The organism is Ruegeria sp. AN6 (assembly GCF_056540425.1).
In genome coordinates, this window is record NZ_JBQFWR010000001.1 from 481,184 (window position 1) to 504,899 (window position 23,716).

General features: G+C 55.4%; 18 protein-coding genes. 4 read left to right on the forward strand and 14 right to left on the reverse strand.

What is annotated here, in order from left to right; translation table 11 throughout:
* Positions 1-9: 9 nt before the first annotated feature.
* The 12 genes from ACR0MQ_RS02380 to ACR0MQ_RS02435 all read right to left on the reverse strand — a co-directional run bounded on the left by ACR0MQ_RS02380 (position 10) and on the right by ACR0MQ_RS02435 (position 13,066).
* Complete coding sequence (locus tag ACR0MQ_RS02380) at positions 10-2,067, reverse strand: GumC domain-containing protein (protein ID WP_480605642.1); 2,058 nt, start codon at positions 2,065-2,067, stop codon at positions 10-12.
* Positions 2,068-2,071: 4 nt separating this feature from the next.
* Positions 2,072-2,914, reverse strand: a complete 843-nt coding sequence (locus ACR0MQ_RS02385; RefSeq protein WP_480605644.1) for a glycosyltransferase — start codon at positions 2,912-2,914, stop codon at positions 2,072-2,074.
* Positions 2,911-3,453 (reverse strand): glycosyltransferase, encoded by a 543-nt coding sequence (locus tag ACR0MQ_RS02390; protein WP_319545950.1) that lies wholly within the window; start codon positions 3,451-3,453, stop codon positions 2,911-2,913. The genes ACR0MQ_RS02385 and ACR0MQ_RS02390 overlap by 4 nt, the downstream gene beginning before the upstream one ends.
* Positions 3,454-3,480: 27 nt before the next feature.
* Entirely contained in the window at positions 3,481-3,948 is a 468-nt protein-coding gene (locus tag ACR0MQ_RS02395) for a UDP-N-acetylglucosamine--LPS N-acetylglucosamine transferase (protein WP_319545949.1), read from the reverse strand.
* A 65-nt stretch (positions 3,949-4,013) separates the two neighbouring features.
* Positions 4,014-5,321: a glycosyltransferase family 4 protein gene (locus ACR0MQ_RS02400; RefSeq protein ID WP_480605647.1), complete on the reverse strand. Its 1,308-nt coding sequence runs from the start codon at positions 5,319-5,321 to the stop codon at positions 4,014-4,016.
* Entirely contained in the window at positions 5,288-6,223 is a 936-nt protein-coding gene (locus tag ACR0MQ_RS02405; RefSeq protein ID WP_480605650.1) for a glycosyltransferase family 2 protein, read from the reverse strand. Before ACR0MQ_RS02405 ends, ACR0MQ_RS02400 begins: the two co-directional genes overlap by 34 nt.
* A 24-nt stretch (positions 6,224-6,247) precedes the next feature.
* A complete protein-coding gene (locus ACR0MQ_RS02410) occupies positions 6,248-7,555 on the reverse strand; it encodes a hypothetical protein (RefSeq protein WP_480605653.1) in 1,308 nt (435 codons plus the stop codon).
* A gap of 3 nt (positions 7,556-7,558) precedes the next feature.
* Positions 7,559-8,536, reverse strand: a complete 978-nt coding sequence (locus ACR0MQ_RS02415; protein WP_480605656.1) for an acyltransferase family protein — start codon at positions 8,534-8,536, stop codon at positions 7,559-7,561.
* On the reverse strand, positions 8,533-9,792 hold the full coding sequence (locus tag ACR0MQ_RS02420; protein ID WP_480605658.1) for a Coenzyme F420 hydrogenase/dehydrogenase, beta subunit C-terminal domain: 1,260 nt from the start codon (positions 9,790-9,792) through the stop codon (positions 8,533-8,535). The genes ACR0MQ_RS02415 and ACR0MQ_RS02420 overlap by 4 nt, the downstream gene beginning before the upstream one ends.
* Positions 9,789-11,021, reverse strand: coding sequence for an oligosaccharide flippase family protein (locus tag ACR0MQ_RS02425; RefSeq protein WP_480605661.1), 1,233 nt, complete (start codon positions 11,019-11,021; stop codon positions 9,789-9,791). The genes ACR0MQ_RS02420 and ACR0MQ_RS02425 overlap by 4 nt, the downstream gene beginning before the upstream one ends.
* Positions 11,022-11,031: 10 nt before the next feature.
* Positions 11,032-12,285, reverse strand: coding sequence for a polysaccharide pyruvyl transferase family protein (locus ACR0MQ_RS02430; protein ID WP_480605664.1), 1,254 nt, complete (start codon positions 12,283-12,285; stop codon positions 11,032-11,034).
* A 178-nt stretch (positions 12,286-12,463) separates the two neighbouring features.
* A complete protein-coding gene (locus ACR0MQ_RS02435; RefSeq protein ID WP_480605667.1) occupies positions 12,464-13,066 on the reverse strand; it encodes a response regulator in 603 nt (200 codons plus the stop codon).
* 261 nt (positions 13,067-13,327) lie between these two features.
* Between ACR0MQ_RS02435 and ACR0MQ_RS02440 the strand changes: the two genes are divergently transcribed.
* Both ACR0MQ_RS02440 and ACR0MQ_RS02445 read left to right on the forward strand, forming a co-directional pair.
* On the forward strand, positions 13,328-13,852 hold the full coding sequence (locus tag ACR0MQ_RS02440; protein ID WP_480605669.1) for a putative pterin-binding protein: 525 nt from the start codon (positions 13,328-13,330) through the stop codon (positions 13,850-13,852).
* Positions 13,853-13,869: 17 nt separating this feature from the next.
* Positions 13,870-16,467 carry an ATP-binding protein gene (locus ACR0MQ_RS02445; RefSeq protein WP_480605671.1) on the forward strand — a complete coding sequence of 866 codons (2,598 nt, stop codon included), beginning with the start codon at positions 13,870-13,872 and terminating at the stop codon, positions 16,465-16,467.
* Between the two features lie 70 nt (positions 16,468-16,537).
* On the opposite strand, the gene ACR0MQ_RS02450 is transcribed toward ACR0MQ_RS02445, so the two are convergent.
* Complete coding sequence (locus ACR0MQ_RS02450; protein ID WP_480605674.1) at positions 16,538-19,528, reverse strand: calcium-binding protein; 2,991 nt, start codon at positions 19,526-19,528, stop codon at positions 16,538-16,540.
* Positions 19,529-20,089: 561 nt separating this feature from the next.
* Positions 20,090-20,797 (reverse strand): Crp/Fnr family transcriptional regulator, encoded by a 708-nt coding sequence (locus tag ACR0MQ_RS02455; RefSeq protein WP_480605676.1) that lies wholly within the window; start codon positions 20,795-20,797, stop codon positions 20,090-20,092.
* A 220-nt stretch (positions 20,798-21,017) separates the two neighbouring features.
* Here ACR0MQ_RS02455 and ACR0MQ_RS02460 point away from each other — a divergent pair, with 220 nt between their 5' ends.
* Complete coding sequence (locus ACR0MQ_RS02460) at positions 21,018-23,123, forward strand: alkyl/aryl-sulfatase (RefSeq protein WP_480605679.1); 2,106 nt, start codon at positions 21,018-21,020, stop codon at positions 23,121-23,123.
* 125 nt (positions 23,124-23,248) lie between these two features.
* Positions 23,249-23,716 (forward strand): hypothetical protein, encoded by a 468-nt coding sequence (locus ACR0MQ_RS02465; RefSeq protein ID WP_480605681.1) that lies wholly within the window; start codon positions 23,249-23,251, stop codon positions 23,714-23,716.

The following is a 23,716-nucleotide window of genomic DNA, read 5'->3' on the forward strand; positions in this document are numbered from 1 at the left end:
TCAAGAATTTCAGGTGCGGACTGCGACCCAGGGGTCTCCACGCAGCGCGTTACGCATCACGGCCACGCTGCCATTGCGCGGAAGTTCATCAAGGCGGTCTATTTGGGCGAAAACATCTGCGCGCACGTCCGAAGGTGCCATTGCGAGTACACCGACATCCGAGTTTGACAGGATGAGCTGTGCAGAGAGACGGTCTTTCAGGCTCCCGGCAGAGACAACGACGACGTCGAAGGAGTCCGAGGCTTGTTCAATCGCGGCCCTGACCATGGGCGCGGACACCATTCGATCTTCGAGTGTCCCTGGTATTCCTTCGGCCAGCTCCCATAGCCCAGCAGTTTGGGCGTTGGCGCGCGGCTCAGTTGCTTGCCCCAAAAGCACATCTTGCCAGCCGGTGGCGGATACCTCCTCATCGAGATTTCCCAGGTCAGCATCGACAAAGAGCGTTTTCATACGCGCTCGTGCAAAACTCTCGGCAAGCGATCGAGCAAGGTCTGTTGTTTCTCCATTACACGCTCTTGTTACAGCGATTACCGGGGCCTTTCCGACGAGGCGTGGTTTGCGAAAGCTTTGCAGCTGCAGTTCGTTGCGCAGCAGATCTGCAGCATGTGGGTCTGCTTCGTCGGCATCGGAAACCTGATGCACCGGGATACGATTTTCGAAGGGCGCTAATGCTTCTGCAAACCGCACTCTGCGTTCGAACAAGGCCAAAGCAAGTATGAGCGTTCCGGCAAAACCAATTCCCCCAACCATTCCTGCCGCCATGAACATTTTCTTGCTGTCTTCAGCTGGATCAACCGATTGTGACGGCGGTGACATGACAACCGTGTACCCGGGGAGGGCGCGACCGGATTCTAGTCTAATGACTTCAAGAGCATGCCGTGTTTCCTCCAGCAAGCGCTCGGCCTCTTCTATTTCGTTCTCAATACCGTCAAGTTCAATCCGGCGGCGGTTCAGATCTCTTGCTTCCTGTCTCGCGGTTGCGAGTTGCGAGGATACTTTCTCAAACAGAGATCTGAGCTCGACGACAGTCGTTTGAGAGTCGGTTGCCGCGACATCCGTCAGTGCACCGGTTTGCCCCAACACACGGATTTGTTCTCGACGATCCGCTGCGGCTTGTTCGATGACGGCTATCTGATCAAGCTTAGCTTGTTCTTGCTGTCTGAATTGTACGTTGGTTGGGTGCAGGAAACCGGCACGCAATGCAGCCAACTCGCTCATAAGTTTGGCGCGCTCAAAACTGAGATCGGCCATCGCTCGATCAAGCAGTGTCGCGCGCATTATCTCCTGGTCTGAGGTGTCCGCAGAAGGCGCACTGCTCTCAGCTTCCAGCGCCGCAATTGTAGCAGCAACCTCGGACTTTCGAGCGGTCAAGCCGTCGATCTGTGCGATTTTTTCGATGTGCGCTTTGGCAAGAGCATTCAGGCCAAACTCGCCACCGACTTCAAGCTGATCTGTACGGAGAGCAGAAAGCCTTTGCGAGATTTCCGCTTCTCTGTCGTGTAACTCAGAAAGTCTGACGGCCGATCGTTTTTCTTCGGCCTCTGATTTCAATGCGAGGTAGGAAGCTATCACTGCTTCCAGTTTTTCTCTCGCAAAATGTCGATCCTTGCTCCGCGTTTTCAAAACGATCAGGCTGTCAGAACGTTTGATTTCGACAGATCCAGCGAGATCAGAGGTTTTGATTTCATTGGCAAGGTCTGGTCGGGAAAGAGCCAAGGCCTCGACCGAGCGCGCCATTACAGGTTCCGAGGCGACATAGGTTGTTTCGGCCTTCACGAAACTGTCGAATGTTTTCAAGACCGAGTCATTCCCGGTCGCATAAAGAATATTCGACTCTTGCGGGTATACGCGAAGAATGGCTTGCGATTCATAGAGTTGCACGCCCGCGAAGTACCCCGCCGCAGACATCGCCGGACCAAGCAGTGCCGCGCTGACAACAACTGCTTTCCAACGCCCCCGCATGGCCCGAGCGAGTGCTGCAATTGGGTTGGGTTGAGGCGTCTCAACAACAGGAGGCAAGTGAATTTCCTGCCTCTCATCGACAACGGGTGAAGCTGCGGCAACCATGGCGCTATCCTCCAATCCGCGTTGTCAAATCGCGTTCCCAATGGGTGTTTCCTTCTGTCGTCCGGCATGCAAGGACCATCCGGGCCCAGGCGTTGACTGCGAGGTAGACGAAGACGGAATGCAAATTCCTCGGGTTACAGATTGAGCGCCACAAAACGACGCCAATGCTGCCCCGTTCAGGGCTTGGAAAGCCGAGTTCGGAGACTTCTCTCGCGCCGCGCAGACTGCGACGACGAACGCGCGCCAGACTTCCAAGCGTCTTAGGTGCTCGAGCGGTAAAACGGCATCGTTTGACGTAAGTGATTTCATGCGGAGCAAAGCTGCGCCGCACAAATTCATCGTCTGCAGTTATTTGAGGAAGTGGAAACACCCGAGCCGCGCCCTTCGGCGAAACCGCAAAGAGGCCCCCAAACTTTCCGCGGTCGAAGTATGGATTGTTCTTCCAACCATTGTAGTAGGCGCGCACTAAGGGGTGCGCGTCGCAGGTACGAACATCCATGCGCCCGCAAGCGGCAAGGGCAGCGCCTTTTTCTAATGGCTCGATGAGGGCAAGCAGTGTTTCCAATGTCACGTCTACATCAGCATCGAGGCAGATAACCGGCCGGTCTTTTTCCGCTTCGTCGAGACCAAGGTTGAGCGCGTTGCATTTGCCTGGAGTTGCTGTCTCAATGACGATCCCATGCGACAGAACCGAGCGCGCTTTCACGGCCGTCGCATCGGAACAGCCGTTTGCAATCACGACGATTTTGAACTCGCCACGCAGCAAACCACTGGAAAGGTGCAGCAAGGTTCTGCCAATCACTGCTGCTTCGTTGTGCGCCGGGATAAGGATCGTCGCCCGCGTCATGCCGCTTTTTCCCTGAAATCGCTGCGTGGCTTCGCTGCTGTGTCAAACTCCGACCAGACAAAGTCCCGTACAGCTTCGATCAATGGATCGAAATCGCTGGCCTGCGCGACGGCGGTCTGCGGCGCAATCTCAAAACCCCGGGAAAGTGCGTAATCCAGCGCTTCATGCAGCGCCTCACCGTCCTGTACGACCGTAACGTTCGAAAGACGCGCCATCTTGTTGGCCGTGTCCTGTTGATGGTCGTTTCTGTGTTCCCGAAATTTTGCGCGTCGTGGCATCAGAATGATTGGCTTGCCCAATTCAGCTGCTGACAGAATGGATCCCATTCCCGCGTGCGCCACGACCAGATGAGCGGCTTCAAAGTGAGCCTGGAAGTCCGACTGACTTAGGTGAGAAACTGTTTTGATGTGAGAAAAATCACGCGTACTCGTACCGGCCTGTGCGAAAACGGGTACATCAGGGTTCCGCATGGCCCAGCTGTTCAGCCCAAGCAGCAAGCGATCGAAAGGCAGCTGTGTGCCCACAGTAGCAAAAATCATGACTGTATCCTCAGAATAGTTGGGTTGTCAGATGACTGCGCCGCGATATTCGGCGTCGGTCAGAGCGGCGACATCTGGCCATTGCGAAAGCACACGGTCCGCAACACCCAGCGACAGACGGGCGGAGATGGATAGTTCCCGAGCATTCGCAATTGAGTCTATGAACATCGTGCGGGCGCCGATCAGGCGCGCCAGCTTGATGGCGAGAAACCCGCCTGCCGCGCCTGTAGAAACAACAACCTGTGGACGCAGGCGGAGCACGATCCACGCCAGCCGGATAACGCAGAGGAAGAGACGGAACGCTGTGTCTTTGTTTGCGTCCGGATACACGTGCAACTGTGACTTGCCGATCTGATCCGCAGCAGATGGGTCAGTTGTCGCGTAGTGCACATCCGCTCCGGAGAACGCCGGTGCCAAACGCCGCATCTGGACCCAGTGACCACCACCGGAAGAAACCGCGAGTACAACGGGTCGTCTGTTATCTGATCCAAGCATTTATTGATCTCCATCTGCTTCGTTTGACTTCTTGCAGATAGATAACTTGAATTAAGTCACTGATGTTAATGCGTAAAAGTCGTGTCGGCGAGCAAGTTGGCAGTGGTCACACTATCCTTTGGTAGCGTTGGCGCAGACCTTTGGTCAGCGACGATATCCTCGTAGAGAGACACCAGATGTGCCGCCTTGACGGGCCACAGTCCTTCTCGTTCGACTTTTGCCCTCGCGCCCTCGCCAAGGCGAAGCCGCAGTACCGGATCGTTGGCAAATTTTCTGAGCGTCACCGCGATTTGATCGGCAAAATCCGCAGGTTCAGCAACCGGTACTTTGAACCCGGATGCTTCGTCGATAATCCATGCAGGGCCACCGCGATCTGCCGTGATAATCGGAAGGCCATGACGCATTGCTTCGTAAAGCACGCCACCTGCAGGTTCCCGAAACGACGGGAAACAAAAGGTGTCATGAGACGCGTAGAGCCCCTCGACCTGCTCGCGCGGGATTCCGCCGAGGATGGTAACGCGGTCACCGACACCCAGCCGCTCAGCCTCCATGCGGCACGTTTCAATTTCTTCACCGGCACCCGCGCTGGTCAGTGTTACACCGGGCAGATCACGCAGCTGTGCCATCGCGCGCACCGTGTCCCTGAGGCCCTTGGTGCGAACACCGCGCCCGACGTGCAGCACCTTTAGCTGGCCGGCGTCAGTCGCACGTCCCCGCCGAGGTTCCACCTCGTCGATCCCCAATTCAAGGACCGGCTCAAACCTGCGCAACTGCACATCAGCCAGTATGTCGCGCACATAAGGGGCGACCCCGAGAACACATGCAGCTTCAGAATAGGAATTGCGCAGCCATGGGTCGTTCCGGAAACGATACTGGTCCAAAGCGCGCAGGCGCGTAAACAGCGGTGCATTGCCTGCCTCTTCACGAAATTCATCAGGCGTATCCAGCGCTCCGCCCAGTGGTCCGATGATATAGGGCGTATCGAAATGGCGAAGTGGCGATGCGTAGCGCGCCGCCTGTGGCATCAGTTGGTGCGCAATATCGAAGATTTTGCCGCGTTTGTTTGCGGCTTTGACCCACCGCCGAACATGACTTGCAAAGACCGGCCATGCTGGCTTGAGCATAGCATTCAGGCGTTCGTTTCTTCGCGCCCACGCCGGCTCAAGCCACGTCACAACGCGGGCACTGGGCAATTGTTTCGACAAGCAACCGCGGCCGGGCCGCTGGAAGGACAGAACGGTCAGATCCACCAGGTCAGCCAACGCGTTCGCCCATTTGAATGCCACATAGGCTTCGCCCACATCCGTTGCGTCAATGTTGGGTGCGATCAACAGAGCCTTCATGCTTTCGCCGCCCTGTGTTTCGACGGCCATGCCTTTGGCATGTCCAGGGTCACTTTACCAAAATGTTGCGCTCGCGCCTTTGCTCCGGGACGGTGCAACAAACTGAGTACTGACCAAAAAATGGCTCGGGAAGTGTTGTGAGCGGCAAGGATGGCAAAACAGCTGAGCGCGGCGAGCAGCCCGCCGTGTTTCAGATGCAGTCTCGTCGTACCCTCCGTCATCAGCACATCGCGCCGATGATTCAACTTGCCTGCTGAGCCGTTTCCGAAGTGCGTGACCTCCGGGATCGGCGCAAAAACCAATTCCCATTCCGCTTGTGCGAAGCGCCGGCACCAGTCGGTCTCCTCCCCATAAAAGAAAAACGCTTCATCCAACAATCCGACTTGTCGCATCGCCGCAGTTCGGACGAACATCGCAGCCCCCGAGATCACGTCGACATTGCGTTCGGTCGTTCTGTCCCATCCGATCATGCGATATGCGTCCCACTTCGAAAAGCGCGTGAGGCCCATGGTTTGCATTGCTAGATGACCTAGGCTTGGAAAGGCACTGCAAGAGGGCTGAACGGATCCGTCGGTGTTCAACAGACGAGGTCCCATGACGCCGACTGTGGGATGGGCGTCAAGCCAGGTGACTGCGTCCTGCAGCACCGTCCCATGAACAATCGTATCCGTGTTCAAAAGCAAGATGTAGCGCCCTAAGACCTGCTTGAGCGCCACGTTGTTCCCGCCTGCAAAACCCAGATTTTCGCCGCTTTCGAATAGCCGGACCGCCGGGAACTCAGCCCGAACCATGTCGCAAGACCCATCCGAAGAAGCATTGTCGACGACCAACACTTCTGTGTGCAACGAGCCGAGACCCGAATACACCGACTGCAGGCAATCGCGTAGCAGGTTTTCGGTGTTCCAATTCACAATGACGATGGAAAGATCCATGGCGTTTGTCCTGTCAAATGAGTGTCAAAATAGCCTTGCCGGGTGCAAATTGGCTTGAGGCGTTAGAGGGACGTGGAACCGACGTTTTCGTTCAGGCGCCGCATCAAGCAGCCAGGCTCCGGCACCGAGCAGAAAGAAAAAGAGTACGAAAAGAGCGTTCCAGAGGTGAACGGTAGCCGCAGCGACGGTGATCCCGAAAAGCGTAAAGGCCCAGGCGTGACGTGCGCGTTTCCAGTCGGGGGGGAGGTTTTTCCTCTGACCAACAGCCCAGACAAGCCCGAGTAGGAGAGCGAGCAAGAGCAACAACGCCGGCAATCCATAACGCACCGCGATGGCCAGCCAGAAGTTATCCATACTGTCCGACATCCAAAGCGGTCTTTCCCATTCGCCCAACCCGATCCCGAAGATGGGGTGCCGGGCGACTTCCGCCGTGCCAAACTCGAAAATCAAAATCCGGTTGTAGGCGGACTGCTTTGAAAACGTGAAGTAATTTACGAAGACATGGAAAGGTGTTTTCGTTGAGAAGAGATCGATGGCGACGTAGGCCATCGCAAACAGTGAGAAAAGCGCCGCCCAACGGCCCTGCACGGTGCCCAAAACGCGCTCCCACCCGGCCACGAACCCTTGCATCATCAAAACGACATAAGGACCACCCGAGGCGGACATGAAAGTAGCCAGCACCACACCAGCGACCTTCGCCATGCCGCCAAAGTTCATAAGTTGTCTTTGTGCGAGAACAAAATACGCAAGCGAAAAGGATGACGCGCAGAATACACCGTACAGGATCGGATGATCGAAAGGACCAAAAGTGCGTTCAAGCCCCATGCGCGGTTCGATAAAAGGTGCTTTGGGTCCTCCAACGGCCCCGGAAATACCATCGTGCAGAATGTGAACACCGGTCAGTGCTTCGGGAATCGTGAATACCAAAGTAGCGAGCACCATGCCCACGTAGGCACGCGCCATTGCTGTAAAGTCATCGCAAGATCTGATGTAGAGACGACCGAGCAGGTATGCGCCGGCACATTCAACGATGTATATGCCACCAGATTCAATGCCCTGAGCGACACCGCCCCATTTGATGAGTGCCAGCAATGCCCATCCGCAGTGGGCAAATAGAAGCGCATCAAAGATGTGCATCCGGCCACGGTGGCCGGATATCAGCTGGACCAGCATTGGGACAATCAGCACGATCAACACTACCCGATACGCGGAGAGCCTTAGTCCACCAAGGTTCAACGACACGGCTGTTGGCAACATCAACGCGAGAAAGAATATCGCGACCGCTGCGGGGACACCAAAAATGGCGTAGGAGTGCACGCGCGTCGTCGCCATCGCTCAAGCCGCCGCCCGACGATTGGCGAGTCCGGGCCGTTCTACAAACTGCCAGCTCAAGAACGCTATCGGATATGTGGCCAGAAGGCTCAGAACGGCCAGCGGTACCGGCGATATCCCGGGCAAAACAACCACAACCGTCTGCGCGATTGGCCAACCGTATATATACATGCCGTAGGAAACATCGTTGCTGAGCGCCACTACTGGCGCGCTCAGAGCCAGCATGACCAAGGCAAAGCCAGCCACGCCAAGCGCCAGCGCCTCGGGCACAATCGATGCCAAGCCAAGGAGTAAAACAATCATGATCGGACGCAATTCAATCCGGTCGCGCCAAACATAAACCGCCATACCCAGAGCAAAGGATGCGAAGAGCGGAGCAAATGTGGCCGCGCGTCCGAATAATTTTTCCTGCACAAGGCAAGTTGCGGCAGCGAGCGCCAGTAATGCCCAAACTGTTTTCGCATTTCGAGCACCGCCCATCCACACGAACGCCGCGCAGATGCCATATGCAAGCACTTCGTAGAATAGGCTCCACAATGGTCCGTTGACGACTTCGGGGTACGGATTTGTCGCGAAAGCGTCTGTCAATCGGTGTTCAATGGAGACGAGTGTCAGCGCGCGCAAAAACCAAGACGTCGTCTCATGCAGCCCCGCAGTGGAACCGCTGGCGAAAGCCATCGCGAGCGTGACAAAAAGTGCGGCACCCAGGCCAGGTACGATGCGTCGCGCGCGTGCCGTCCAAAAGTGGGTAGGCGTTTTGCGTTCGGCACTAGCCGTTATCAACAGCCCTGAAATGAAGAAGAAAACGCCAATGGCCCAGCCCCCAAGTGAATGACCCGTGAGATGTTCCAGCGGTTCCGCTGTGCCGGGTCCGAGCGAAAGCGGCCAGGCATGGCTGACTAATACCCCTGACGCCAACGCCAACCGCAGGAGGTCAAGATTTCGGCTGCGATCTGAGGCCATTGCTTCTTCGAGTGTCATTGCACCCGCTCCGTAATGGCTACATCGCGCCACAGTCTGTCTCGCAGGACCCTTTTCCACGTCCCGAGAACTGACTGTAGTTTCTGTTTATTTGGCAAGCCCAGCCAGAGACTAAACAGCCTCTGGCCCCGATCCTCTGGAGGGGACAGGCCAAGGACGCGCATGGCGATACGACGCCCCCAGACCGCGCCATTTGTGGCGCTGAGGTTCGGTTGGGCTTGCGCGATCACATCACGTGACCGCTTTTCGGCGACGAGAAAGCCGGCTTCCATAGCCGCTTCGATGAAAGCCCGACCGCGCGCGGTGCGCGCAACAATGAGTGACTGGCCTGCTTCGGTGTTTCCTTTGGGCGGGGCGTGCCATGGGTCGCCCACTGAAATGTCTGCAAAAGCGCCCGTGTGGTCGGCGCACACGCGGCAGCGCCACCTGCGACTTGATTGAAGGATTTTCCCCCAGCCTTCGGCATAAGAGATGCCTTCGCTGGTGTGTTCCTGACCGGTATTGTCTTGCCAGACCGCCTGCATGAGACCCGGCCAGCCTTCTCCGCGATACCTGAGTTCGGTCAGACGCGCATTTTTCGGAACACTCAGGCGATCGAGCAAGGCGTTGGTTGCGACGAGGGTAGGAGCACCGGCACAAAAAATCGCAATAGTCAGGGGTATGCGTGCGGCAAGTGACGCATCCGCCGCCGTGGCTTTGTGAATAGACGCCACATCGCAGGGCTTTCCGACTAACACCACAGGCTCAGTGCCCGCAGAAATCTCGTGGATCGCCTCGGCAGGACTTGCCTGAGCATAGCGCGAACCCGGTGCGCGACGCAGCCCTTCCGCGTCTCTACTGATCACAGTCTCGTTCAGGCGCGGGTCATCGCTACGTGCGGCCACATGTGCAACTCCGGAAGCGAGCCCGTTTGACAAAGCAAATTGGGATAGTGCTGTGACTGCACCGCCAGACGACCCGCGATATCGCGTTTCCGGGTCAGTGGCCCATCCTTCCCACGCGCTTAGAACCGGACCCCACGCTGCGTCAATTTCGTCGCGAATTGGAAGTTCTGTCCAGTTCGTAGAGGCTCCGGCGCAGGTTGCCACTGCAGCTCTGGAAGCCTCGTGGCCCGCTCGGGTTTGCCTAACAACCGGGCGGCGACCGTTCTCGGGATCGTCCACCATCTTTATAAAGTCGGGAAAGCTGCCGGCACAGGCGCCACACCCGGTGCAAAGGTTGCAAGCAACGATCGAGGTAATAGGGTCTTTGGTCATGCGAAAGCGCCTTTCCTATCGTTACAAACGAAAACTGTCGATGAAAGTTGAAACGCGCGGAAAGTAGCGCCGCCTTCCCCTATGGCTGCGGCGGCCGCTATGGCGGCTAAAGGCAGCCCTGCCACAGCAAAGGCTGCTGCGGGCACCAGGGCGAGCGCGCGAATGAGATTTGCACGCGCTGGGTCGCCTGTGCGCCCAGTTGCGACTGCAAGCTGCGAAAAAGGTGTTCTTAGGATTCTGAAACCTGCGGCAATCGCGAGAGCTGTGGCCAATGCAACTTCAGGCTGAAACGCGTCTCCGTAGACGAGTGAAATCACGGTGGGAGCGAGCGTGGCAAAACCAACCACCATCACGCTGGCCAAAACAATGTGAGTGTTGAGACAACGTGACCAGACCCTCTCGAGGTCATTGTTGGCAAGAGCCAAACGCAACTCAGGCAAAACGAGAGACGCCGCCGCCCGGCCAACGATCTGAGCAGGAAGCAATGCCAGTTGCAAAGCCACGCCGTAAAGCGCCAGTGAGGACCACCCATATGCCTGAGCAACGACAAACCGGTCGGCGTAAAACGTCAGAAACAAAAGGCCGGCATTCAGCAGTAGTGGCGCTCCGAACGTCCAGCTGCGCCGCAACGTTGCCAGCGAAAGTGCTGTTTTGTATTTTCGATCTGCAACCAGATGCGATAAGGTTGTGTAGGAGACTGCGTGCGCTACAAGAATGACACCCATCGCGCGGTGATCGGTAAAAAGCCAAGCGAACGGCACCACGCATATGGCCATCGTAACCGTTGCACCGCCCTCTACGATGCTCATTTTCATGTAGCGAAATTGTCTTTCCAACCGGCGATAATCGAGATGCCCGAAACCGCGGATCAAAGGTATGATCGCCAAAAACCCGTACGCCGCCGCGCTCGGGCCATCTGAAAACACCGCTGCCAGCAAAGGTGCAAATCCCAGTAGGATTGTCGCACAAATCACGCCTCGCAGGATCGCAGCTCCCTGAAGTTCTGACTGAAAACGCGCTGCATTGCCGTCGGGCGCCTGAACCATCAGACGTTCGATACCCAAATCGGTTGCCATTTCGACAAGCCGAACAGTCAAGGCCAACATCATAGCGCGCCCCAGCTCGTCGGGTCCAATCACCCATGCAAGAGCTATAGAACGGCCCAACGCGGCCGCTTCCGCCAGCACAGGAACGGCCCACGCAAGAGAGCGGCCAGATATCGCAATCAACCGCACTAGCTCAGGCCCCGACCTGCCGCGCTATCATGTCCATTTCGCGATTAGCGCGGGCGCGAATGCCATCGAGGCGTGATCTCAGGTAAGATTTTCTGCGCTTTGACGACAAGTACGAAGCGGCTGCCCGCGCGCCCAACGCGCGTGCATCTAAGCGGCGCAGGTCTGCCACGTCTTCGCCAATGCCGCATTCGTCGAATACGCCCTGAGCTTTGTCCGTGTACCCCAGGCCCAGAGTCGGCACGCCGGACGAGAAGGCCCCGATGGTCGCATGCATCCGCGCGCCTGCGAACCAATCCAGCTTGGCTAGGACCCACTTGAGTTCCATTGCGTCCAAATGCTGCTCAAGAATGTACACGCGCTTGTGTGCGACCGGTCCCAATCGCCTTAGCAAACGGCGGCATGCTGCCAGATCGCTTTCAGTTTCGGTCTCAGGCTTATGCACATGCGGTATCAATAGAAGCCGCAAATTCGGATCGCCCTTCAAGAGCGACCGTGCCAATGTTTCAATCTGTTTTTCGTGCGATTCCGCGAGATCAAAAGTCAAGCGCGCTTCAGGTGCATCGTTGCAAAGCAACCCTGATACATTAAGCCCTACGAGAGGAAAAACCGATTTCAGCGTCGGCGCAAGCAGGCTTTGAACTTCATTGGACAACATCTGCGGCTTCTTCTGCGGAAGTGTTACAGCAACATCAACGGCAAGACGGTGGCGTTTGGGGTTAAAATCGGACCCGAGATGCTCTTGAAGGAATTCGAAGCTTTGCGCATCTCTCACCCAAACGGCTGCAGCGCCGCGCAGAATGCTTACAGCTTCCACAGCTAGCTCTGGGTTGCGGAACGGCCCGAGTTTTTGCGGCAACAGGATAAGCGGCACACCAGCGTTTAGCGCCATTTGCTTGGTCAAAGCCATCGCCTGGAACCGCTTAAGTCCGTAAATGTCAGTGAAGCTGTCTCCACCCGAAATGTCGAGCACGGCGTGCGACCGCGCGATCGAGCGCGCCGGAGCACTGATCATACCGCCAAAGCGCGTCATGGCATGCGCTGTGCGCAGGTTATCACCCCGCCAGAACCGCCTGTTGTGCGTCAGACCTACAAGATTGACAGCGGTGTAGCCCCAGTCCGCACGACGTAAACCGCGCCCATGATCCGCAACGGTAATCTCTTTCACACCGCGGCTTGATAATCCGGCAACTACGGAGTGGCATAATGCACTAACACCCTGGTTCCCGGTGTCTGGTGCAGCGTTCAAAAGCGTAATCATAACATTCCTCATTCAACTGAGGACGTGATACGCGGGCCTTACCTTCTTGTCCGCTGCGCATCGGGCTGAGACGAACTCCAGTTGGACAGGTGCACCTATACGATCGGATAGATCAGCGGCTGCCACAAGAAAACCGGCGGAAATTCCGCCGGTTTGCTTCTGTGTGCTGTTCTCTCGGTTATAAGAAGTTGCGATCTCTAGCGATCATTGCAGCATGAGTTCTGTTTCGGGCCCCAAGTTTGCGGCACAGCGTTTTGGCGTGCAACTTCACCGTGGCTTCGTGAATATTGAAATCCCGAGCTATTTCCTTGTTCGCTTGGCCGCGACAAATGCCCTGAAGCACGTCGAGCTCTCGTTTTGAGAGCAAGCCTGATGTCTGTTCTTCCCGTTTCTGCATCAGATTGAACGGGGCGTAAATCTCACCGGCCGCCATGAACCGCGCAGCACTGATCATTGATTTTGACCCGAGCGTTTTAGGTACAAAACCTGCGGCGCCTTCGGATATTGCTTCCTCGGCGAGGGCGCGCGTGGTTGTCCCGGACAGCAGAGCGACTGGCCGTTTATCACTGATCGAAATCATCTTTCGCAAGCCGTCGAGGCCGTTCATGCCCGGCATATTGTAGTCAAGTAGTACAAGATCGAACGGACCTTTTTGCTTCACTTCATTGATTGCCTCAGGAAGAGAACCGGTCACAACAACGTCGGCTTCACCTTCATTGACGAGAAATGCCGCGATCGCTTCGCGCACAAGGTCGTGGTCATCGGCCAAAAGTATTTTCATATCTCGCCTTCCTGAGTTTGAGATCCGCGCATCTGCATGACGGCGCCGCTCTCTTCAATGGCGTGCACTACAGCAAATCAATTTAATAAGCTTGCATGGGATAACATCTCCACGGATTACTACTCAACACTCTTTGGCATGGACAAATTGGAGCATCGGCAGCTCCGACATATCCGAAAGTATATAAACCAATGCGTATGGGCAGATGACGAAAATGGTTTTTCGTGTCAGAAACTCCCGCACACTCAGCGGAGATAACAAATGTCTGGATTTACGAAGAGCATCACAAATGCGGCCTTTGGATTGCTTTTTTGTCTGGTAAGTCTGAATGCAACAGAAGCGGGACCCCTTGAACCGGCAAAGAGCGATGTTGTCCTTACCGTCAGCGGTGCAATTTCAAATACCAACGCAGGCGAAACCGCAGAGTTTGACAGGGCAATGCTTGAGGCCATTGGCACAGTTACGTTTGAAACAGAAACCATGTGGACAGAAGGAGTTCAAACCTTCACCGGTGTCGAACTTTCAGATCTCTTGTCTGTACTGGGGGTGAATGGGTCGCAATTGAGAGCATCAGCTGTTAATGACTATGCGGTGGATATTCCAACAGAGGATGCGGTAGAAGGCGGACCCATTGTGGCATTCCTTCGGAATGGTGAATTGATGAGTTTGCGAGACAAAGGTCCGTTGTGGATCGTGTACCCTTATGACAGCTCGCCAAAGTATCGGACCGAAGTGATTTTTTCCCGCAGCATCTGGCAACTGGATCGCATTGAGGTACTGCCCTGAGCGAACAATCAAAAAAGTTGCGAGTCGCAATAGCGCGTATAATTCGCGAAGGTGGCCTGCAGGTCGCGTTTGCGACCGCAGGTTTGTTGTTTTTCTTAGGGTTGATTGTAGCGCTCGTTCAGCTGAACCGGGACGTTTACGGGCAGATTGATGCGTTGGCTTCAGCGAATTCAGACAGCACACAGTGGACGATCGCGCAGTCTGACGTTGAGTTGCTGACCCTAATGACAGCACTCGCCGACGCCGCCGCCGACCCGGACGCTTCTTTATCGGCAGTACGTACCCGCTTCGACATATTTTACAGCCGAACACGCATGCTTTCGGCCAGTCAATCTTTGCAATCTGTGCGTGAAAGCGCGGAGGTCATGGATGCACTGGCAAGGCTCAATTCCTATCTCGATGAAAATGCGCCGCTCATTGATGGCGACGATTCCTCACTTCGTCGCTCACTGCCCGAACTTCAAAGGCGAACGGCCGATATTCGCAATGACATACGCGAAATCAACCTGACCGGAGTCAATGTATTGTCTCGGGAGGCGGATTCACAGCGTACCAGTATTGCCAACACTCTGAGCCGGATGTCGCTGCTCACTTTCGTTCTCTTTGCGATACTTGCGGTTACGGCCATTCTGCTCCTGTTCTTTTTTCACCGCGCCCAGCAACGCGCTGCGGAACAGAGCCAGATCCGATCGCGCCTGGGGGCTATGGTTTCCTCTTCTCTCGACGCTGTAATTGCCGTGAATACCGCTGGGCTTGTGATCGATTTCAACGGTGCTGCCGAAGAGATCTTTGGATATACGCGCGAAGAGGCGTTGGGACAAAAAATGGAGGACCTGATTGTTCCGGATCATCTCAAAGAAGCTCACGAGGCGGGTATGGAGCGTTATCGGAATACCCGCGAGAAACACGTCATCGGAAAGGGTCGCGTTCAGCTCGAAGCGAGGAGGAAAAACGGAGAAGTATTCCCGGTGGAACTGTCCATCGAAACGGCTGAATCCGACGACGGCGAGATATTCGTGTCTTTCCTGCGCGACATATCCAAAAGCGTAACAGCCGAGAAGCAGCTCATAGAAGCGCGGGACAACGCTGTTGCTGGTGAAAAGGCAAAAGCCGATCTGATCGCTGTCATGAGCCACGAGATGCGCACTCCTTTGAACGGGATGCTCGGCACGCTTGAGCTTCTGAAGTCGGAAGAACAAAAACCCAGGAACCACGAGTATCTCGACATTATTCGTGCGTCGGGAAAGCTTCTCTTACATCACGTCGACAATGTGCTCGAAATTTCTCGCGCCGAGGCGGGAAAAATTGAGATTGAACAGACTGTGTTTTCGGTACCGGCTCTGGTGCGGGAGCTCGTTGAAAGTCAACGCGGCGTCGCCGAGCATCGTGGCAATACCCTCTCGAAGATGGTCGAAATGCAGGGTGAAGATTATGCTGTGGGCGATCCGACACGCATTCGGCAAATCCTGCTCAACCTGATCGGTAACGCGATCAAATTCACTCGTAACGGCTCTATTACAGTGGAAGCTAAACGCCTAAAAGAAGGCGAACGCGTTGAGTTCCGCGTCACGGACACGGGTGTTGGGATCCCGGCTGACGCGCGCGAGCGGATCTTCGAAGACTTTGTCACTCTGGACCCGTCGTTTTCCAGAGTGGTTGGCGGAACGGGCCTTGGCCTTGCCATCGTCAGACGGTTGGTTCTGGCGATGGATGGTGAGATTGGACTGGAAAGTACAAGCGGATACGGAAGCAGTTTCTGGGTTCGTCTGCGTTTGCCTAAGGCAGCTGGACATACCCCTGCGGATCCAGGTTCGGGTATTGAGAAAACGCGAAGGATCTCAGACGTCCGCTCGCCGCCCATGAAAATTCTGGTTGTCGAGGACAACCGGATCAACCGGGTCGTGGTGCACGACTTACTCGTGCAAGACGGGCATTCCGTAGACGAAGCGTTCGATGGTCAACAAGGGGTGAAATTCGCGAAAAGCAACTCTTATGACCTCGTTTTCATGGACATTTCAATGCCCGTGATGGATGGGATCGAAGCAACCCGGGAAATTCGGGCAAACGAAACTGCGGGCACGCATTTGCCAATCGTAGCTTTGACGGCAAATGCGGTTCCGTCAGAAAAGGACCGTTTTCTGGCAGCAGGCCTTGATGACATATTGGTCAAACCAATAACACAGCGGCGTTTGCGCGAGATCCTGGCCCGGTATTCCAAAACAGGTGAGCCCGTCGAGTATCAGTCAGAAAACGATGATGGTTCCACTTTTGACGCCATGGTTAACCACGACCATCTGCGAGATTTTTCTGAGGCATTGGGCGCGGAAAAGGCCAACCAGCTCATCGGGAGCTTCTTGCAGGAGGCAGACGAGACGATTTCCGGTATCCGCGCGCGCCTCGAAGCCGGCGAGAGGTCGGACAGCCTGAGGGAGACTGTTCATCACACTGCGGGTTCAGCAGCGCTGTTGGGGGCGGAAGTGCTGCGCGCCATGCTCGCGGAAATCGAAATTGACTTGGCCGAAGGCGTAGAATGTGATCCGTGCAATGCAGATGATTTGAAGGACATATGGTCGAAGACTGCACCGGAGCTGCGCTTACACTTAAGAAATGCATAAGCAGCAAAAAGAGCGGCCGGACGGCCGCTCTTTTAACTGTTCCATCAGTCATGCCGTAGCTACTCTTGGCTCACAGGAACATGAGTTCAACTTCGTTCGCTTGTTCGAGATCGAGTCCACACAACAGTACGGACGCGTCACTCCCGTATTCGATTGAAATGCCGCGATCATCTTCGACCCAGACAAGATCGGTTGGATCAACAGCAAGAAACCGCAGAGCATCTTCTGTCGTATCGAAGGATTTGATCTCATCATGACCATCACCCGACGCGAATTCGAATGTATCCGCGCCAGCGTCACCGCACATGAAGTCATCTCCGAGGCCGCCATTGAGTACATCGGTGCCTGTACCGCCGCTGAGCGTGTCGGCACCGGCTCCCCCATAAATGAGGTCGTTACCGGCATCCCCCAGAAGCTTGTCGGCGCCTTCGCCGCCAGACAGGTTATCGTCACCCAGCATCCCGTTTATGTGATCGTCACCAGCATTCCCGGACAGAACATTATCTCCGGTGTTCCCGACCAGGAGGTTATCACCCAAATTACCACTACCAACAAATCCGCCCTCTCCAAAAAACAACAAATCCTCAACATGCTCTGAGAGCGAAAAATCAGCCATGGCGTGCACCACGTCATGCCCTTCACCAGCATATTCGATAATCGTATCCAGCGTGTCTGACACTTTGTAGGTATCGTCCCCCAAGCCACCGTAAGCTATATCCGCGCCCGCGTTGCCCGAAAGCAGGTCCCGCCCGGCACCACCGAACATGATGTCGTCGCCGTCACCGGGGCACAATGTGTCGTCGCCATCTCCGCCATAAGCGACATCATTGCCCGTGCCGCCATGCAGTTTGTCGTTTCCGGTTCCTCCCCAAAGCTCGTCTGCTCCATCATTTCCGTGCAGCTTGTCGTGCCCGTCGCCGCCATAGATGACGTCGTCTCCATCGCCGCCAATCAGGTTATCGTTGCCGCCTTTACCGTCGATCAGATCATCATTCTGGTTGCCAACGATCATATTGCGAAGTTCGTTGCCAATACCGACATCCGCCACCGAGCCTTTCAAGAGCCAAAGGTTTTCCAGGCCGTCTCCCAAAGTGAAATCAACTTTGGACTTCACCGTGTCGCTGCCACTTCCGTCTTCTTCGGAGACTACGTCTCCAATGGTGTCAACGAAGTAAGTGTCATTCCCAGTGCCGCCAAACATCCTGTCGTCGCCGGTCCCACCGTCGAGAATGTCATTATCCGCCTCGCCATAGATGACATCATTGCCAGCCTGCCCCCTGATAAAGTCGTTGCCGGCACCACCGTAAATGTCATCATCCCCAAGTCCTGCGTAGATTTTGTCTTTCCCGCCGTAACCGAGGATCACGTCGTTCAGGCCATCTGGTCCGTCGATATGCGTACCATCTGCGTCAGTATACCCAACCATATGATTGTCTTGGGCGGTGCCTTGCACCGGAGACGTTTCAATTGTCAGCGTTGCAGTATCGGTGACGCCACTTTCGTTACGGATCGTGTAGGTCAACTCGGCCATGACATCACTCGGGTCGCTTCCGGGCGTGACAGAAACCATACCAGTGCCTAGGTATGTGACGATCTCTCCAGTGGCGAGTGTGAAGGTGTCGCCATCCGCAACTTCCACTCCATTCAAATGGGTCAGCGTCAGACTTTCCCCCTCGCTGACATCATCGTTTGCCAGAAGATCAATAGAGACCTGATCACCTTTCGCTGCGAGTTTTACATGATCGTCTTCTGCCACAGCGACTGAGAGCACTGGTGAACGCAACAAGACGGTCGAAGATGTATCGATCCCGAGAAAGGGATCGACACCGCGCGTATCGAGCGCCCCGTCATTGCTCGACACCCTGGGAGCTTCAGCAAGCAGTTCCATGTAAAGCGCGCCATCATCGCCGGTAGTAATTTTGTAAAACCCACCTTGGATGGGCGTTGACGCATCCAAGTCGTGATCCGCGTTATTGGCGCCGATGTAAACGTTGCCGTCGCCATCGACTATTGTTGCACCGAAGGCGCTTGATGGGATGCCAGATTTGACTTCACCGTCAACGATTGTGCCGACAATTAGTTGGGTCGTGACGACAGGTTCTCCGCCGAGGCTCACTTGCGAGATATCGATCGAAACCAAGGTACCGGGTTGTCCGCTCGAGCCGCCGTGGGAGACGCCAAAGAAGGTCTGAGACGACGGCAAGTATGCGAGGTCGGCAAGACCCTTGGTGGAAACACCAAGTGATGGCAGGTTCAGTGTTTGACTGACCAGAGATCCATCCGGGTTGGTTTCTGAGAGATCGTAGACGACAGCGGTGCCCAGATTACCACTGAAAGTCCAAAGGTTTCCGTGATCATCCACGTCACCAATGTATGATCCCATAACACCAGGCGATACAGCATATGTCGCTCCGGTTGCGTCCATGGCAATGACATCATTTCGCGATATTGCGTTCCCCAAAGCGTCGGTGCCGTCGGAACGGGCTATTCCGTAGATCAGATCAGTCTCATTCGAATAGCCGATAGCATTGACGTTGACCGCAGCGGGTGTCTCTGTTTCGGTGTAACTATTGGTTTCCAGATCGAACTTGACCAACTGCCCATTAAGGACCTGATAGATATAGTTTTGGCCGGGTGCGAAGGCGTCGACCGTGACTTCCTCGCCGAGAAAGCTCACCGCTCGCTCATAAGACGGCACGACGCCGGAGGTACTAATTGACCCTTCCGAGCCTGCGTTCACGTCTGTGATGCGGAATTCCAGTTCCGAAATGTCACCTGTTCCGATGAGATCGAAAGTATAGCTTTCGAAAACACCGCCTTCATGGAAAAAGCTCCCAATGTTTTCGCCGCCGAAGAAGACCTCAACGGTGACACTTTGGACATCCGCCGCAAGATTGGCCGCAAGGTTGAACTCAAGCTCGTAGGGTACGTCCAGAATGGTTTCTACGGACGTTGACAGCACGGGCTGACCGTTCTCATCGACTTCGCCCACCCAGTAGTCTGACACGGCATACTGGTCAAAAGTGAGCTTTTCGTCTGCATCCTGCAGTAAGTTGTCCATTTATTTTTTTGTCCTCGGTAAAAGCGTCGTTGTGAGCTTTGCGGTTGGAGGCGCCGCAAGCCGATGCTTCAATATGCTCCAACGGCACGTCGAGTTCTCGGCGCCAAAAGCATATTCTGAGTACCGTGGGTAGCATTTGCTTCTACTTTCGGAGCGGTCGGATCGACTTTCTGTGTGTGCTGCAGATTGTGACCGGTAAAGAAACACCGCACTCTAGTGAGGAAGATAAACGTCGCTGACTTTTGCTGTAGATATTCACTGATTGAAGTGAAGTGGCAAACGACTGAGTACGCTTGCGTAGCAGTTGGCAAAATAATCGACTGTTTTGAAAAAGAGCATACCGCCTCGCCGTGACTTGATCGGTGTTTTGCATGGTAAAAGTTCGTAAAGTTCGCCGGATCAGCATTAGGCAGCTTTGTCCGCACAGCGGTCGTTCAAATGTACTGCCGCGAATAGCTGCTTCGAGCCCAGAGCAGACCCAACGCGCCAGCCTTTCTTTGCAAGTGCAGCATCTCAGTTTGCCCAACGAACAGCGCATTCCGTCATCAGACCTAGATCTTGCTACCCGGCCCCGAGCTTGTCGGCGAAACGTTTCAATTCTACGGTGTCCTTGACCACGATCTTGCCGTAGTAGGTTTCCAGAATTCCCCGGCGTTTCATGTCGCGAAAAGCGCGCTGGACAGTTGGAACCGAAACACCGACAGCCAATGCAAAGTCCATTTGTGAGATCGCAACCGAATTACCCGCATCCAGCCGGTCGTTTGCTGCCATCCATGACAATCGCCTCGCAACCAGGTCGACACCTTCACCCGTGACAATTTCTGCAACAACCTCTTGCATTTGACGCCTTAGCGCGTTGTCGTGAGCGATGATGTCGACGTAACGCCTTGGGTTTGAGTCCAAAAAGTGCATCAGTTCCCGTCTGGAAATGCGCAGCAGTACTGACGGTTGGCGCGCGATGGCCAACCCCACTGCGGGCTCGTTGGTGATCACATCCGAGAAACTGTACCACTTGCTTTGCCGACCGGATGGGTATGCCAGTTCTTCATTGTTCGGGGCAAGAAGTTGAACGTCAATCTGCCCTCGGATCAGACCATGAACATGGGTTGGAACCCGGCCACGAGGATAGAGAATCTGTCCGATTTCCAGCGTCTTTACTGCGCCTAGTTTCAGGAAATCGTCCTGAAACGCCGGGCGTCTAGTGGAAAGCCATCCGGACCCTCGAAGAATGTCACTCTGCTCTGCCGTCAGTTGTCCAGAATTCCCCATGCCGGCCCTTCAAGCACATTCTTCGCTTCATTCCCGTGCTCATGATGAAGCGATAAACATCGTAAGTTGCTCTGGTGATCAAGTCTACTGAATTAACGCCCCCTATCATTGTGTGCGTAGAGTTGTTCGATGCAAGCATCGCCTCAGATCGGCCTGTCAGACCCAAATGCGCCGAGGTGGAAACAACCGCTCGTCACGTCAACAAGAACGGAGAAAGATGATGACCACCCGCAGAGATGTTTTGAAAGCCATACCCACTGTCGGAACAGCATTTGCTGTTTCTGCAAACGTTCTCTTGGATGATGCCGTCGCTCATGCGCAGGAGGTCGCGCCGCCGTTGGATGGCCATTTCCACCCCAAAGGCAAAGCGCCATCTTCACACACCAAGGCAATTCTGGACAAAGCGCGATCCGACCTGCCGTTTTCTGACACGCAGGATTTTGACGAACAAAAGCGCGGATTGATCGCAGAAATGCCCGAGAAGCAGATCATGGCGGATGCTGGTCATGTCGCCTGGGACAAAGAGCGGTTCGACTTTCTGAACTCGGACGAAAATTTTGACAGCATCCATCCTTCGATGCAGAGAATCTCGCGCCTGAACCAAAACTATGGGCTCTACGAGGTCATCCCCGGCATCTACCAGGTGCGCGGTTTCGACCTTTCGGACATCTCATTCGTGCGCGGCAAGACCGGCTGGATCGTGATCGACCCTCTGGTTTCGGCAGAAGTGGCGCGGGCGGCATGGGAGTTGTTCCAAGAACATGTGGGTGAAGGGCTGCCTGTGACGACGGTGATCTACTCGCACAGCCACGGCGACCACTGGGGCGGTGTTCGTGGTGTCGTCGACGAAGCCGATGTTCGGTCTGGCAAGGTCGAGATCATCGCTCCGCGCGACTTCATGGAACACACGATTTCAGAGAACGTGTATGCCGGTAACGCTATGAACCGGCGACTGTTTTACCAATATGGCCTGCTGCTGCCTGCGAGCCCACACGGATACGCTGGCCAAGGGCTTGGTCAAGGCGTCTCCGCCGGTCAGGTTGGCCTGATCGCACCGACACGCATCGTCGAAGACGATATCGAGGAGTTCGAGGTCGACGGGGTGCGGATGATCTTTCAGAACACCCCGGGCACCGAAGCGCCATCTAACATGAACACCTATTTGCCGGACATGAAAGCGCTCTGGATGGCAGAGAACGTCACCGCGACGGTTCACAACATCTACACGTTGCGCGGTGCGCCGGTGCGGGACCCGTTACGTTGGTCGAAATACATTTCACGGGCGCTGCACCTTTATGGGGAAGAGGCCGAGGTGATGTTCTATTCGCACCATTGGCCGCGCTGGGGAAATGATCGCATTCAGACCATTCTGCGCGACCAACGTGATGTTTACGCCAACATGAACAATCAAGTCCTGCATTTCGTAAACAAGGGCGTGACGATCAATCAAATCCACAACGTTTATGAGTTTCCGAAAGGACTACAGGATAAATGGCATTGCCGCGGCTATCATGGGTCTGCAGCCCACAACAGCCGGGGCGTGGTGCAGCGCTATATTGGGTTCTGGGATTGCAACCCGGCCACGCTGATCCCGCCGTCGCCGGAGGACAGTGCCCCGCTCTATGTCGAGATGATGGGCGGTTCGGACGCGATCATCGCGCGTGGGGCCGACTTGCATGACAAGGGCGACTACATGCTGGCGACCGAAATCCTGAACAAGCTGGTTCAGGCCGAACCGCGCAACATGGCGGCGCGGAACCTGCTGGCGGATGTCTACGAACAGCTTGGCTACCAGCAGGAAAACCCGGGGCTGCGCAATTCGTTCCTGTCCGGCGCGTTCGAATTGCGCTCGGGCATTCCCGGCGGGGACATTCCGGATACCTCCAGCCCAGACGTGATCCGCGCCATGTCGACCGAGTTGTTCCTAAACTTCCTCGCCATTAAGATGGACGGTCGCAAAGTTGAAGGGCATGAATTCACCATGAACCTCGTCACTCCGGACAATGGCGAGAAGTTCCTTGTCGAACTGCGCAACAGCACGCTGACCAATGTCGAAGGGTTCATCTCTGATGCTCCGGATGTGACACTCACGATCAATCGATCAGATTTGGAGCCGGTCATGGCCGGGGAAAAATCGCTGGATGCCCAGATCGCTGATGGTACCGCAACGCTCGACGGCGATCCGACCATTTTGGGTGTTCTGGCGCAGGCGATGGTCGATTTCGATCCCTTCTTCGAAGTTCTTCCAGGCACACGTGATCCACATCATGTCGAAGCTCATTCTGACGCATTCGAAGCCGTAACGGGGCTACCCGTTATCGAGTGAGTGTCTGAAGGATCAGGTGGGAACAAGGCATGGGCGGCAAAATCGCCCGTGCAAGGCATAGATAACAAGGCCATGTTCATCCGGCAGGGTCGACTGGGTTGAACAGAACTGACGGGGGTCCGATCATGATCAAACGTTACGAATACGCTTTTTCGAGACGCCAGTATATTGCACTTCTGTCCGCGGCCTCGCTTGTCTGTGTCGCGGGTTGCGCGTCCTTGACGGCTTCGTCCGAAATCAATGAGCTCAACTCCGATCTCAGGGCCAGACTTGCGACCATCCCGGCAAGTGACAATTCGGAACTGGTGAACATCGCGCGTCAGATCGAGGCATTGTCGTCATCAATGATTGAGGCACATCTGACCTTCGTCGATGAGTTCAATCGTCTTTCGATTGATCAGAGCACAAGCAGCAGGCAACTGACCGAAGCTTCGTCCAGTTATGACGCTGATCGGCTGTCGCGACGTTCCCAGCTGCTTGGATTGCAGCAACAACTGCAAGGTTCAGTTCCAGATGAGTATTGGCCCGAGGTCGCCGAGATCCTGTACAAGAAATCGGACGTCCTGAGCGGTGGAACACGTCTGGAGATCTGA